This is a genomic window from Ardenticatenales bacterium (assembly GCA_020634515.1).
GTDB lineage: Bacteria > Chloroflexota > Anaerolineae > Promineifilales > Promineifilaceae > JAGVTM01.
Genome location: JACKBL010000004.1, coordinates 520,312 through 533,959, shown reverse-complemented (window position 1 = coordinate 533,959; position 13,648 = coordinate 520,312). Strand labels below are relative to the sequence as shown.

Sequence of the window (13,648 nt, the reverse complement as noted above, 5' to 3'; positions counted from 1 at the left end):
TGTTTTCACATACTAATCATCCATCAACACGCCCCTTTTTGCACCCCCTGTTTTCTCTCAGTTAGGGAAAACCAAAGGTTTAACCTGATGTTTGAGATAGAGCGGCAGTTGAACGCGCCCCACCTGGCGCTGACGGCGGCGCTGGACGACCCGCGGACGTGGCGCACCCACACGCTGCCCCGTTTGCGCGGCCTGCTGAGCCAGTACAGCCTGCTGCTGGTGCTGGACAACCTGGAAAGCCTGCTCACGGACGGCAACCGCTGGCGCGACTCGCGCTGGGGGGAACTGATGGCGGCGCTGTTGGGGCATCGCGGGGCGTCGCGCGTCATTCTTACCAGCCGCCGCCTGCCCGCGGATCTGGCCGACCACGCGGCGGTGCGGCGGGAGGCGATCCACGCCCTCAGCTTTGCCGAGAGCGTGCTGTTGGCGCGGGAACTGCCCCATTTGCGGACGTTGTTTGGCGACGAGGAAGGGCAGGATTTGCTGCGGCAGGCGCTGTGGTTGGCGCAGGGACACCCAAAGCTGCTGGAACTGGCGGACGGCCTGGCCGCCGACCGCGCCGCGCTGCGGGCGCAACTGGAAGCGGCGGCGGCGGCGACCACGGCGGACGCGGCGGCGTTGAGCGCCTTTTTTGAGGCGCGCCCCGATGATGCGCAGGAAGGGGAGACGCGGCAGACGGAGGGGGCTTTCGTGGTCGCGCTGGGGCAGTGGACGCAGGGCGTGAGCGGGCGGCTGTCCCCCGCCGCCAATTTGCTCTTCACTTTCCTCTGCCGCCTGGAGCCGCCGGACCGGATCACGAATATCATTGACGCCAACTGGGGCGATTTCTTGCGGCGGTTGGGGGCGGAGCAGGCGGCGGACGTTCTGGCGCAGCCGCGGTTGGGGCTGCCGGCGGCGTTGGCGGCGCTAGAGCAGGCGGGGTTGATTGCCGTGGAGCAGCCCTCCGCCGTCGCGTCGCCAGCGGCCCCGGTCCCGGACATGGAACAACTGCTGGCCCTGCTCACGGCGCAGTTCGGCGACGAGATCGCCAACCTGCCGCCGGACCAACTGCAGCGGATTCTGGCGCAACTGCAATCCTCCCTGGCGGGCGCGGCGCCCGCGCCCGCCGTCATCATCATTCACCCGGGCGTGGCGGAGGCGACGCGCGCGGCGGCGGCGGTGGCGACGCTGGCGGCCGTGGATGAGGCGTTGGGAGATTACTGGATTGCCGCTTACCAACACGGCCGGCGCACGGAGATGCAGGGGGGCGGGCGGCTGGTGGCGGAAAGCGGCCGCCGCGCCGCGCCCTACCTGCTGCGGCGGGCGCGGTGGGCGGAGGCGGCAACGTTGCTGGAGCAGATGATCCAGCGAGACAGCAGCCCGGCGACGCTGGCTTTCGCCATTCCCCTGCTGCGGCGGATTGTGGCGGAGACGGCGGGCACGGAGCGCGCCTTGACGGATGCGGGCGTGCTGGCAAATGCCCTGTGGCAGGCCGGCCGCACTGCCGAGGCGGAGCAGATGGAGCGGGATCGAATTCGATTCTGCGTAGAACAAGGCGATTTTCGTCGGGCATCCAACGCTGCCGGAAATCTGCTCAATTTGCTGATGGTCGGGGGGCGTTTGCCGGCAGCGCTGGCGGTGGCGGAAGACAAGGCCGGCTACAGCCGCCGCGCCGGGTTGGGACCGTGGACGCAGTTGGCCGACGAAGGAATGCGTTTGCAGGTGCTGAACAGGATGGGGGAGTCCGAAGCGGTGCTGGCGCGGGTAGCGGAACTGCGGCCGCAACTGGAGATGCCCGAGGAGAGCGAGGCGGTGGAGACGGCCAACCCGTGGAATGTGCGCGAAGGGCTGCTGGATACGGGTCGTCAAGCCGCCCAGGGTCTGGAGCGGTGGGCGGAGGCGCTGGCGCTCAACGCCGACAGTGTGCGCTACATGGAAGCGCGGGGGGCGGAGGCGCTGGAACTGGCGCGGACGCGCTTCAATGATTATGGCCCCCTGCTGCGCCTGGGCCGCAGCGACGAGGTGCGCGCCCTGCTGGGCGACTGCCGCGCCGTTTTTGAACGGGAGAAGGATATTCCGGGTTTGGGCAAGGTGTACAGCGCCCTGGCGGACCTGGAAGACAAGGTGGGGAATCGGGAAGCGGCGGTGCGCTTTGAGGAGACGGCCCTACGCTACAGCTACCAGGCCAACGACCCGGAATCTTGCGCCATCAGCCACCACAACCTGGGCAACTACTTGGAGCGCCACGGCGCGCCCCCCGCGCGCGTCCTCGCCCATCGGCTGGCGGCGGCTTTAATTTGGACCTCTATTCAATCAGGTCAAAAATCTATTGCTATTGCTAATCTGCGTCAATCCGACCTGCCACCCGCGCCGCCAGCGTTTGACTCAGTGGTAGAGCAGGTGGAGCAAATCCGTGGGGTGCGGTTCCGTGAGCTTTTTGCCCGCCTGCCGCAAACCTTCCCCTCCGGGGACGCGGCCATTGCCGCCGTGTGGGAGCTTGTGCAACACGAAAAGGCTAAACAAGAACAATCCGCCGCAGAGCGCATGGCGCAAATTCTGGAGCAGTGGGAACCGCTGCTGCAATCCATTGCGGCGGCGGCGCGGGAGGCGGCGGGGCAGTTTGGCCGGGAGGAGATTGAAGAACTGCTGCCGCAACTGGAGGCAAAGGGATGGATGGTGCGCGAAGCGGTGCAACGTATCTGGGCGGGGGAGCGGGATGCGGCGGCACTCACGGCGAATATTGACGGCAACAGCGCCGCCCTCGTCAACCGTATTTTGGCGATTCTGGCGGCGTAGAATAGTGGTCAGTGGATGGTGGATAGTGGCCAGGGTTGGGAGCCGCGAAGGATGCCGGACAGGAAGGGCGTGAATTTAACGCATGGGGCAGGCTGAAGGGAAGCATCCCCGCAGTGTGGAGATGCTTCCCTGCGCTGGGAATGACGAGACTCCCCCAAACTAAAGGCGTGACTCTCAGGGGGAAGGGGCGTCACGTTCGCTGAGGAGGCCGGCGGTGATGCCGGCAATTGCCGCCAGCAGCAATCCCAATTTATACGGCAGCCCCGCCGCCAGCAAGGCCACAATCCCCGCCGTCAGCGCCGCCGCCGCCGGAGGCCAACCGGTGAGGGCGGGCACGACGAGGCCGATAAACGTCAGCGCCAGCGTGAAGTCGAGCGCCCAACTGGCGGGAACCTGCGCCCCGAGGAAGATGCCCACCGCCGTGCTGACCTGCCAGCACACCCACAACGTGATGCCCGCGCCAAAAAAGAACCAGTGCTGAAACGGCGACTGCTTCTCCGCGTCGTTGTAGCGCAGGATGGCGGTCACGTAGGCTTCGTCGGTGAGCAAGTAGGCCAGCGTCCACTTCCAGCGGCGGGAGAGGTGCTGTACGTGGGGGGCGATGGAGGCGCTGTAGAGGAGGTGGCGCAAATTGACGACGAAGGTGGTGAGCCAGATGACGCCCAAGGGGGTGGCGTTGGCGAATAGCTGCACGCCGATGAACTGGGCCGAACCGGCGAAGACGATGGCGGACATGGCCTGCGCCAGCAGTGGCGGCAGCCCGGCGGCGACGGCCAGCACGCCGTAGATCATGCCAAAGGGGATGACGCCGAGGGCGATGGGGAGTTCGGCTTGAATGCCGGCATTTAACTCAGATCGAACGGTCGTCATCAGCGGCGGGGGTGGCAATGATGGCGTAAGCGGGAAGGAAAGGGATGAGCAGGCGCATGAAAAAGGGGTGGGTCAGGATTTGGCGCGGGAATGCCGGCATTTTACGCAAAACGCGCCAAAAGACAAACCGCAACGCCGCCGACGTCAGGGGGAAAATGTAAGTCGGGCGCAGATGGTCGGGCCACAGGCCATAAACGGCCACGGGACGCAAACCCGCCTGCCGCAACCGCCGCCGTACCTGGCGGGGCGTGGCGACGGCATGCCCCCTTCGTCTCCACGGCGTGGCAAAGCTGATGAACAAGGTTCCCCTCGGATGCAGATGGTGCGCGAATGCCGGCAACTGGTCCACCACGCGCAATCCATCCGGCAAGGCGATCAGGTCAAACGGGGACGCGGCGGCGGGCAACGGTTCCCCAGTCGCCAACAGGGTCACGGCGAAACTGGCGGCCAGCCCTTCATCGGGAGGATCAAGCAGGAGGGCACGCCCGGATGCCGGCATTTCCGGCAAAAACCGCCAATCCGTCCCACCACCAGCCACAACTTACCCCCCCTTCCTGGATTTGCGCCAGCTAAACAGCGTCCCGCCCACCGCCAGCAGCGCACCCACCGCCAGCAAGCCCACAATGAGGGCGCGCGTCGCCGGGGATGGGGCGCTGTCCGGCGGCGCATACCGGTCCGGCAGCGAACTGGCGGGCGTCACCGTGACTATCGCGGCGGCGGCGGCGGTGGGGGCGACCCCGGTGGGCGCGGCAGCGACCGCCGTGGCCGCCGCCGTGGGCGCGGGCATCACCAGATCGATCTGTGTCGGCGCGCCGGTGAGGTCATTGATGGCGCCGACCGCGCCGCCGCTGTCCACATTGGCATCAAAAGAGACGAGGCGCTCATCCTGCACCAGCGTCACGCTGCCATCAATGCCCCCGGACAACGTGGGGTCCGCGTAGGCGTGGCCGGCCCAGGCGACGCCTTCATCCGTGGAGCCGCTGATGAGGAGGAAAGGGTGGGCGGGGGACCACGGCGCAGGCATGATCTCAATAATCCCCAGGCTGGCATCCGCGCCCAGGCGGTAGACAACCGACCCCACCGTCTCGCGCGGCACGTCGCTCCCCGGCAAAAATGGCTGCGGCAGTGCCTCGTTTTGCGCGGCAACGAAGGCGTTGCGCGTGGGTCGCCCCACGGCGATGACAAACTGCTCCACCAGCGCCCCCGTGTCCAGCGCGCCGCGCGCCACTTGTGGCGATAGCCCGGCTCCCGTTGTCTCCTGCCCCAATCGGTTCGCCAATTGCCCCAGCGCGGCCAACTCCACGCCGTTGGGCGCATCCGGCAGCACAAACACCACGTTCCGCAAGTCGAGGGCGGGGCCGTCCAGGTTTTGCCAATCGCCGGCGGCCAATGTGGTCGTCACCACCTGGCGTGGCAGCGTCAGCAGACTGCCGTTGTCAATGCGCATCCAGGCCAGCGGCGTATCTTCCGGCAGGCAGGGATCGTCCAGCCCCATCTCGGCTATGAAGCGGAGCCGGTTGTGGCTGCCGGGCGGCAGGTCGTCTGGCTCCAATGGCACGACCAACTGCTGCGTTCCGCCGCCGGCGACGCTGGACGCCGCGCCGATGGGGTTGCCGTTCAGTTCCACGCTAAGGCTGGAGAGGGTGGGATTGAGCGCGTTGGACTGGATGTAGTGGAGGGTGAGGCTGCTTCCGGACAGGATGCGCCAGTTGGCGGGCACGTCGAAGCTGATGGAGGAGGTTTTGCGGCCAATGCCTTGCAGCAGCGCGCCGCGATAGCCGAGGTCGGCCAATGAGAACGTTTGCGGCAGCGCCGCCAGGCCGGTTGTTGGCTGCGTCCAGGGACGCACGGCGCGAATGATGGCGGTGCTGCCGCCAAAGCTGAGGACGGGTTCGGCGCTGGAGAGGGCGCGCGCCGCTTTGAGGACGCCTGCGCCGGATGCGCCGGTGACGACGAGGACGACGTGGTCTGGGCTGTCCGGGGAGGGGATGAGTTGCAGCAGGCCATCGTCGGGGTAGAGGATGGCGCGGTCCTGGTCGTAGAGGACGCTGGCGGTGTCCGTGGCGGCGGTGCCGCTGCCGCGGGCATAGAGGGGACCACCGGCGCTGTTGACGATGGTGAGGGTGATGGGGGTGGTGGATGCCGGCACGGGCCGGTCGTTAAAGTTGATTTGCAAAGTCGCCGTCATGGTCCCGCTGATGGGAATATCCCAGGAAACCAGCCGCCCATTGGCGTAACAATCCCCCGCGCAGGCGGCGAACGTGTGGAAGGGGGGCAGTTCCGCCACGAGGCGCGCGCCCGTGAGCGCGGAGACGGGGGAACGCGCTTGCAAGCCAAGCGTATACGTGGTGTCGGTTGTGGTCACATTCAGGTCGGCGGGTTGGGCGCGCAGGCGCGTGGGCAGCAGGCCGCGCGCATACAGGTCGGCGGTGAAGGCGTTTTGCTCCGGCTGCCCCACAGCCACGATGTCATTTTGCGCCAACTGGTTGGGCGTGAGCGCGGCGGCGGTGACGATCGCCGTGCGCACGGCGCCGTCCGTTTTCTGGCCGATGGCGGCGGCGGCGGCGGCGGCGGCGCTGAGGTCGGCGTCGCTGAAGGCGTCGGGCAACACGATGAGGCTCGTCTCTGGCGTCAGGCGCTCGCGCCAGAGGGGGCGCGGGAAGGTGGAGAGGTCCGTGACCGGGGGCAGGGTGGTGTAGGCGAGGTGGATTTGCGTGTCATCGTGGAGGACGAGGCGGATGCTGTCCAACTCCGTGCAGTCGGGGCCGGCGTAGAGGGTGAGTTGCAGGGTGTGGTCGTTGGCTTCCGGGTCGATGACGGCTCCAAAGGGAATGGGCAGGCGCAAGGTGGCGTCGTTGGTGGGGCGGGGAATGAAGGTTGCCAGTTCGATACCATTGAGGCTGACGTGGACGCGCGCGCCGTCTAGTTGTGGCGGCAGGTAGGTTGGGGTGGCGTTGCCGGCATAAAAGATGTCGTAATGGAGTGTAATGGTGCTTTCTTCGCCGCGAATGGCCCAATCTTTGGGGGTGGTAAAAGGGATGGCTAGTTCGCCGCGCGGCGAGAGCAGGACGCCGGTGCTTTGTCCCAGGTCGGCGAGGGTGAAATCGAAGACGCCCGCGGGGGATGTAGTTGGGGTGGGGGCCTGCGCGCGCGCGGGGGGGAGGCGGCGTAGTCCGCCGAGCAGGAGAAGCAGCAGCAGGCCGGCGGCGAGCAGGCTTCGGAGCGGGAGGAAAAGGTGTTTTTGTCTCATAGGTTTTGGGCCGCGACGCGGTTAGCGGGCGCGCACGATGTGGTAGGCGTGGCGCAGCGAGTCGCGGGCGAGCAGCCAGGCGATGGACAGGTAGCCGATGCCGCCGGCGGCGGTGATCAGGAGCAGGCGGGCGAGTGGGGGGAGGGCGCGGGTGAACCAGAGGGCGGGGATTCCTGTTGCCAGAAGCGCGAGGCCGGCGGCGAATGCCGGCATCACCTCCGCCACCATCTCCCGCCATCCCACGTCCATTTGCCGCGTCGCCACCCACAGGCGCAGCCCGGTGCGCACAAATGCCAGGGCCAGGTGCGCCAGCGCCACGCCCACCAGCCCGTAGCGCGTTCCATACCAAAGGGCCGCGACGAGTGGCGGCAGGATGATCAGCCCCAGTTTAACCAAAATATCCGGGCGGCCAATCGCTTTGTACACGTCACCGACGTTGCTACCCACGGAACGGGCCAGCATGAACAGGGCCAGAATGCGCACCACGGGCACGGCTTCCAGCCATTTTTCGCCAAAGGCGACGCGCACCAGCGGATCGGCGACGAGGAACAGCCCCAGGCAGAGGGGGACGCTGACCAGTTCCAGGAAGCGCAGTGTCACCAGGAAGCCGCGCCGCAGCGTGTCTGGGTCTTTTTGCAGGGCGGCGTAGGCAGGAAAGACGGCGGCGCTGACGACCCAGAGGATGTTGAGGATGAGTAGTTCAGGCAGGCGGTAGGCCAGAGTGTACACGCCCAGGGCTTCGTCGCCCAGGACGCGCCCGACGATGACGTAGTCGATGTTGCTGACGAGTGCGCCGAGGATGTTGATGCCCAGCATGGATGCGCCGTAGCGAAACATGGAGCCGGCGATTTCTCGCTCAATTTGCAGCCGGGGCAGCCAGGGGAAGACGACCCAGGCGAGGATGACACCGGCGATGATGCCGGCAATTTGTCCCCAGACGAGTGACCATGCCCCCAGACCGAGGAGAGCGAAGCCAATGCCGGCAAATCCCTTCACCGTCGCCCGTGCCAGATCGGGAATCATCTTCCGTCCAAAAGCGAGTTCCCGCTGCAAGCGCACAATATGAATCGCCCCCAGCGCGTTCAGGATAAACGTCAGACCCAGCAGGCGCAGCAACGGCGTCACCTCCGGTTCGCGGAAGTAGACGGCCACGGCGGGGGCGACCAGGGCCGTGAGCGCGGACAGCAGCACGCCCACGGCCAGATTCATGGTAAAGACCGTATTCGCCGCTTCCTGCACACGGTCGCGGCGGTAGATGAGGGCCGCGCCCAGCCCCAGGTCCTGGATGACGGAGAGGTAGTTGATGGTCAACGTGGCAAAGCCGACCAGGCCGAAATCCTCCTTGTCCAACAGGCGGGCGAGAATGCCCGTGGAGACAAGCACCAGCAGCTTGCCCAGGCCGAAGGAGAGATAGTTCCAGATGACGGCTTGCGCGGTGCGGCGGGTGACGTTGTGGGAATCGACGGCTTGCGTGGTCATGATGCGGTACGGGCATGAATCTCCCCGGCGGAACGATGTTCCTGGCCGGGGAGCGGATAGAGATGGATGGCCGCCGCCGCCAACGACACCAGCAGCCACAAATAGCGAATGTAGTCACCGTGCAGGAAGATGCTGCCGGTGAGGTAGGCGAGGATGCAGAGGAGGAGCGAGGTGATCCAGATGGCCGCGCGCGGGTCACGCGGCCGCAGATGCCGCCGTATCTGGTTCAGACGCAGCAGCAGGCCGCCAAAGAGCAGGCCGAGGGCCGATATGCCGATCAATCCCGTTTCCGCCAGCGTCTCCACGTAGAGGGAGTGCGCTTCGCGTGGTTTGGCGCGATATTCCAGCCCCAATTCGCTGGCGTAGGTCTGGTATTCGCTGGAGAAATTGCCCACGCCCACGCCCAGCACGGGGTGGTCGGCAAACATCATCAGGCCGGAGATGAATTCGCTGGCGCGCCCGCGCAGGGAGCTTTCGTCGCGCACGTTGGCGTCCCCGCTGAGGACGTCGGTGACGCCGCGCAGCCGTTCGCTGTAGGAGGCGGGCATGATCAGCCACAGCAGCAGTCCCGCCAGACCGATCAGGACGAGGGAGGCGGGGCGCACGCGCCGCTCCCACAGCAGAAAAAGGGCGCAGACGAAGAGGATGACGAGGGCGCCGCGGCTGTAGGTGTTGACGATGGCGAAGAGGATGAGCAGGGCCGCGCCCGCCGCCGCGAGGCGGTAGAGGAGGCGGGATTCGTCGAGGAAGCGGTAGATGGCCAGGGGGAAGACGGCGGAGAGGATGAGGCCATAGAAGTTGGGGTCGCTGAGGGGGCCGATAAGGCGGTATCCCAACACGCCAGAGAGGACTTGTTCGTTGCTGTTGCCGGCAAAACCGTAGAACGTCTGCCCATAATTTCCCGTCAACACCTGGTAGCTGCCCAGCGCCGCCAACGCCGTCACCGCCCACAGCGCCAGCCACAGCGCGCGCCGCCAGTGTCGCGGCTCTTCCAGCGCGGCCACGATGCAAACCAGGATGAGAAAATCCTTGCCAAAATCGGTGATCAGGCTCATCACGATCCATTGATGCCGGGCAACAAAGCCGGAAGCGACCCAGACGCAGCCATAGGCCAGCATGGACCACTCCACCCAGCCGAAACGGGGCAGCGGACGGCGGGTGAACAGGCGATTGAGCAGCAGTCCGGCGAAAATCAGGGCTACCAGCGGTTTGGTGATGGAGGGCAGCCCCTGGTCGGTGAATACCGTGGACATATTGGTGCAGATGGTGACGACGAGGACGTATGCGCCCAATTGCGGCTGCCACAGGATGGCCGCGCCCGCGCCCGCCGCCAGCAGGCCGCTGATGAGCAGCAGCCCCAGGCGCTGGCCGTTGTAGCCGACCAGGATCAGCAGGAGCGCCAGCATGACGCTGCCGACGAGGCCTAGCGCGAACAGGGTGATCAGCGCCGGAGGAGGCTGGAACGGGAGCGAACGGTCACGCATGGGGGGTTTCCGCGATGGCGGGTGAGCGGAAGAAGTCGAGCAGGGCTTGTCGTAGGACGATGAGGCCGATGCCGCCAACGAGTCCGAGGACGAGGGACAGGGTGAGGTCGGTGGTGTGGTTGGGGGAGTCGGGATAGGAGGCGGGAGTGGCGGGATCGAGCTGGCGCAGTTCGAAGATGTCGTAGAGGTTGGTGAGGTAGCTGAGGCCGGCGGCGCCAATGGCGTTTGCCAGGTCGGCGGCGAGGAGGGGGGAGGGGCCTTTGACTTTGAGTTGGAGGATGCTGGCGTCGGGCAGGACGACGCAGCTTACGTCGTAGGGGTTAATGGCGGATGCCGGCACATTCAAAATCGCCACGGCCTGGTCTATGATCAACGCGCTCCGCAAAATCTCGCAATAGTTTGTTACCAATCCGGTGCGGCGCGCCAGCGTGTCGATGCGGTCTAGTAGTTCGCCCGTGCTGCCGGCATTCAGGCTGGGATTGGCGATAAAGGTTGTCTCCGCCTTGTACACGGGCTGCTGGCTGTAGCTGTAGGCCAGGCCCGCGCCCGTGCTGAGGCAGAGCGCGGCCAGCAGTATCCACCAGCCGTGGAGCAGGGCGCGAATGTAAGTGAGCGGGTTGAGCATAGGTCTGTCCTGTAAGGCCAATCCGGAAAAATATCGATCCGGAAAAGGCGCGATTTTGGGGATTGGCTTGAGGCTTTTTCGGTGCGGGCGCGCCAGGGGCGCGATCTACCGGGGTGTTATTGTACCTTTCGGGTCATTGATGCCCACCGGGGCGTCGGATAGGATTGAGACACGATTACCTTCCCGGAAGCTCAAAGCTTCCGGGAAGGTTGATGGGCAGTTAGGCAGGAAAAACCCATGGTGTTGTTGGTTGCATTAGCAAAACGGTACGGCGGCGCGGAAGTGCGCGTTTTTGACCTGGCGCGCGCCTTTCATGGGCGGCTGCCTTACGTCGTGGCCACGCTGCCGGGATCGGTTTTACACGAACGGCTGCTGGCCGCCAACTTGAATGTGCTGCCGCTGGCGTATGGGCGTGGCGATCCGCGCCTGGCGGTGGCTCTGTATCGGTATATCCGCCGGCATTCGTGCCCGGTTGTGGATGCGCACAATCCCCAGTCCCAGTTGTGGGGATTGCTGGCGGCGTGGTTGGCGCGTGTGCCGGCACGTATTTCCACGGTACACCTGGCGTATGGGCGGGTGCAAGATGATTCCGCGCGAGGGAAGTTGTACGAGCAGGTGCTGCATTTGAATCGATGGTGGGGCTGTCATTTTGTGACGGTGTCGCAATCGATCCGGGATTATTTGCACGACCTGGGGGTGACGGATGTGGCCTTGATAGATAATACGGTGGACCTGGAGGGGATGGCCGTGGCAGAGGCGGACGATGGCTGGCGGCAGGCGCTGGGGTGGGGACCGGAGACGTTTGTGGTGACGGTGGTGGGGCGGCTGGAGCCGCAAAAGGGGCATACGTATCTGGTTGAGGCGCTGCGGCTGGCGGCGGGGCGTTGCCCGCAACTGCGCTGCCTGCTGGTGGGGGAGGGGCGGCTGCGCCCGGAGTTGACGGCGCACATTGCCGACGCGGGGGTGGGGGATCGGATTCATCTGGCGGGTTTTCGGCGGGATGTGCCGGCATTGCTCCGCGCCAGCGACGCTTTTTGTCTCTCCTCATTGGCGGAAGGGCTGCCCTACGCCCTGTTGGAAGCCACGGCACAGCGGCTGCCGCTGCTGGTGACGCGGGTGGACGGGATGGCGGAACTGCTGACGCATGGCGAGACGGCGCTGCTGGTTCCGCCCGCCGATCCGCAAGCGCTGGCGGATGGGTTGTGCTGGCTGGCGGAAAACCACGAGGCGGCGCGGGCGTTGGGCGAGGCCGCCCATGCCCTGGTGCGGCAACGGTTTGATCCGCGGCGGATGGTGCGGGAGACGCTGAACGTGTACGCCAGAGGTGGTCACGCAATCCCATTTACAGAAACATCATGATGCAGACCTGGTTCAATCCGCGACGCGCATCTGGCAAAAGCCACATAGGTGATGGGAGTCGTGGTTGTGGCCGGGCAAAATCCCATATGTGGGCGAGCGGAAGCCGCCACGCGCAAAATGCCAGTGCTCTGTCTGCGAAATTGAACCAGGTCACACCCTAACTGCCATAACTGGCAAACAGGGAAACGTTGCCTGACTTGTCAAAGGCCAGGACATCATATGGTTGGGCTGCCGCGCCTTCGACTTCCATGCCAGGGGAGCCAATAGGCATTCCGGGCACGGCCAGACCGGCAATATCGGGCCGTTCGGTCAGAAGTCGCTCAACGTCGGCCACGGGGACGTGGCCTTCTATAATGTAGCCATCCACGATGGCTGTGTGGCAAGATTGGAGCGAGGGGGGCACATGATACTGGTCTTTGATGGCCGCGAGGTTGTCCGCATTTTCCACCTGAACCGTGTATCCATTGTCTTCCATGTACGCGATCCAATCGCCACAGCAGCCTCAGGTAGGCGCCCGGTAAACGGTGATGACGGGTTTACCTGATGGATCTGCCGCCTGTTGGTCGGATTGCGCGTGTGTGCAGGCGGCAAGCAGCCAGATAGACAACAAAGCCAATAGGAAAGATCGTATTCTCATATGATGCACGCTCCTTTACGTGGGTTTTTGTCATTCATTGGTTGGAAGTAGACAACTTGCGCGGACAGACGGCTGCCGGACAATGGGAAAGCCACAGCCGCCAGGCACATTATACTGTATGTGCGGGGGGCCAACGAATAATCGGATCATCGTGGCAGGTTGATGAGGCGGGTGAGGCCCATGACTTTGCCGGCAAAACGCGGCAGCGCGTCGCGGTAGTGGATGGCAACGCGGCGGATGGCGAAGGGGGCGCGGCGCGCCTGACGGGCGCGGTTGGGGCCGGGGAGCAGGGTAAAAGCGGCGCGGAAGCCGCATTGATGCAGCATGTCTTGCAGCCGCGTGTTGAAATCGGTGGCCTGTCCGTTGGGGAAGGCGAAGGTGGTCACCGATTGTCCGAGTTCTTCTTGCAGCCGTGCGCGGCTAAGGTTCGCTTCATGACGCGCTTGCGGCAATGAGATGCGCGTCATGATGGGGTGGGTGTGGGTGTGTGCGCCAAAGGAGATGCCTTCGCGGGCCATTTGGCGCACCTGGTCCCAGGTGAGATGGAGGCCGGCGAAGGCGTTGTCGGGTATGGTGACGTGGAGTTGGTCCGGCAACTGCTCCAGGGCGACCCATTTGGCGGCGTCGGGGAGGGTTTTTAGCCAGGCAAGCCAGTTTTCCAGGGCGGATTGTTTGCTTTGTGGGTCGGGCCAACTGACGCGCCCCTGTCCGGGGAGTTCGGCTTCGGGCAGGGGGGTGTGGTGGAAGCAGTAGGCGGCCAGGTCCCAGAAGAAGGGGCGGTTTTGGCCGATGTAGGCGGTGGCGAGGAAGATGTGGGCGGGGGTTTGGTGGGCACGAAGTGCCGGCATTGCCGCCGACCAATTATCCGCATAACCATCATCAAACGTCACCAACGCCGGGTAACGCGGCAGCGAACGCCCCTCCTCCAACCACGCCAGCACCTCCGCGAGAGAAACCGGCTGGAAATGTTTATGCAAGAAATCCAGTTGCGCCGCGAAATTCGCGGGCGTGGCGCTGACGTTGGCGCGATAGGTGCGAAAATCCGCCTGGTGGGGGTCGGCAATACGGTGGTAAGCCAGCACGGTGAGACAGCGAGGTCCCCAAACTCGTTGCACCCAGCGCAGTCTATCCAGGTGTAGCAACTGTTCTTTGATCACGCCTTGTTACAT

The 13,648-nt window shown here is 65.1% G+C and carries 9 protein-coding genes and 1 pseudogene; 2 read left to right on the top strand and 8 right to left on the bottom strand.

The window, feature by feature from the left end; translation table 11 throughout:
• The first annotated feature begins 87 nt into the window (after positions 1–87).
• On the top strand, positions 88–2,775 hold the full coding sequence (locus H6650_13725) for a hypothetical protein (GenBank protein ID MCB8953062.1): 2,688 nt from the start codon (positions 88–90) through the stop codon (positions 2,773–2,775).
• Between the two features lie 174 nt (positions 2,776–2,949).
• On the opposite strand, the gene H6650_13720 is transcribed toward H6650_13725, so the two are convergent.
• Genes H6650_13720 through H6650_13695 form a run of 6 tightly spaced genes read right to left on the bottom strand, consistent with a single transcriptional unit; the run spans position 2,950 to position 10,483 of the window.
• Complete coding sequence (locus H6650_13720; protein MCB8953061.1) at positions 2,950–3,645, bottom strand: AzlC family ABC transporter permease; 696 nt, start codon at positions 3,643–3,645, stop codon at positions 2,950–2,952.
• Positions 3,626–4,183: a hypothetical protein gene (locus H6650_13715; GenBank protein ID MCB8953060.1), complete on the bottom strand. Its 558-nt coding sequence runs from the start codon at positions 4,181–4,183 to the stop codon at positions 3,626–3,628. Before H6650_13715 ends, H6650_13720 begins: the two co-directional genes overlap by 20 nt.
• A gap of 3 nt (positions 4,184–4,186) precedes the next feature.
• Complete coding sequence (locus tag H6650_13710) at positions 4,187–6,895, bottom strand: cellulose biosynthesis cyclic di-GMP-binding regulatory protein BcsB (GenBank protein ID MCB8953059.1); 2,709 nt, start codon at positions 6,893–6,895, stop codon at positions 4,187–4,189.
• 21 nt (positions 6,896–6,916) lie between these two features.
• Positions 6,917–8,374: a lipopolysaccharide biosynthesis protein gene (locus H6650_13705; GenBank protein MCB8953058.1), complete on the bottom strand. Its 1,458-nt coding sequence runs from the start codon at positions 8,372–8,374 to the stop codon at positions 6,917–6,919.
• Entirely contained in the window at positions 8,371–9,858 is a 1,488-nt protein-coding gene (locus H6650_13700) for an O-antigen ligase family protein (protein ID MCB8953057.1), read from the bottom strand. Before H6650_13700 ends, H6650_13705 begins: the two co-directional genes overlap by 4 nt.
• The gene (locus tag H6650_13695; protein ID MCB8953056.1) at positions 9,851–10,483 is read right to left on the bottom strand and encodes a hypothetical protein; all 633 of its coding nucleotides are present in this window, start codon (positions 10,481–10,483) and stop codon (positions 9,851–9,853) included. The genes H6650_13700 and H6650_13695 overlap by 8 nt, the downstream gene beginning before the upstream one ends.
• A gap of 237 nt (positions 10,484–10,720) precedes the next feature.
• On the opposite strand from H6650_13695, the gene H6650_13690 reads away from it, so the two are divergent.
• On the top strand, positions 10,721–11,842 hold the full coding sequence (locus H6650_13690; protein MCB8953055.1) for a glycosyltransferase: 1,122 nt from the start codon (positions 10,721–10,723) through the stop codon (positions 11,840–11,842).
• Between the two features lie 157 nt (positions 11,843–11,999).
• On the opposite strand, the pseudogene H6650_13685 reads toward H6650_13690, so the two are convergent.
• Positions 12,000–12,479: pseudogene (locus tag H6650_13685) on the bottom strand (DUF411 domain-containing protein).
• A 146-nt stretch (positions 12,480–12,625) separates the two neighbouring features.
• Positions 12,626–13,636, bottom strand: coding sequence for a polysaccharide deacetylase family protein (locus H6650_13680; protein ID MCB8953054.1), 1,011 nt, complete (start codon positions 13,634–13,636; stop codon positions 12,626–12,628).
• Between the last annotated feature and the right edge of the window lie 12 nt (positions 13,637–13,648).

Coding starts and splice junctions, on each gene's coding strand:
- H6650_13725 (MCB8953062.1), top strand. CDS start 88: ATGTTTGAGATAGAGCGGCAGTTGAACGCGCCCCACCTGGCGCTGACG.
- H6650_13720 (MCB8953061.1), bottom strand. CDS start 3,645: ATGACGACCGTTCGATCTGAGTTAAATGCCGGCATTCAAGCCGAACTC.
- H6650_13710 (MCB8953059.1), bottom strand. CDS start 6,895: ATGAGACAAAAACACCTTTTCCTCCCGCTCCGAAGCCTGCTCGCCGCC.
- H6650_13705 (MCB8953058.1), bottom strand. CDS start 8,374: ATGACCACGCAAGCCGTCGATTCCCACAACGTCACCCGCCGCACCGCG.
- H6650_13700 (MCB8953057.1), bottom strand. CDS start 9,858: ATGCGTGACCGTTCGCTCCCGTTCCAGCCTCCTCCGGCGCTGATCACC.
- H6650_13695 (MCB8953056.1), bottom strand. CDS start 10,483: ATGCTCAACCCGCTCACTTACATTCGCGCCCTGCTCCACGGCTGGTGG.
- H6650_13690 (MCB8953055.1), top strand. CDS start 10,721: ATGGTGTTGTTGGTTGCATTAGCAAAACGGTACGGCGGCGCGGAAGTG.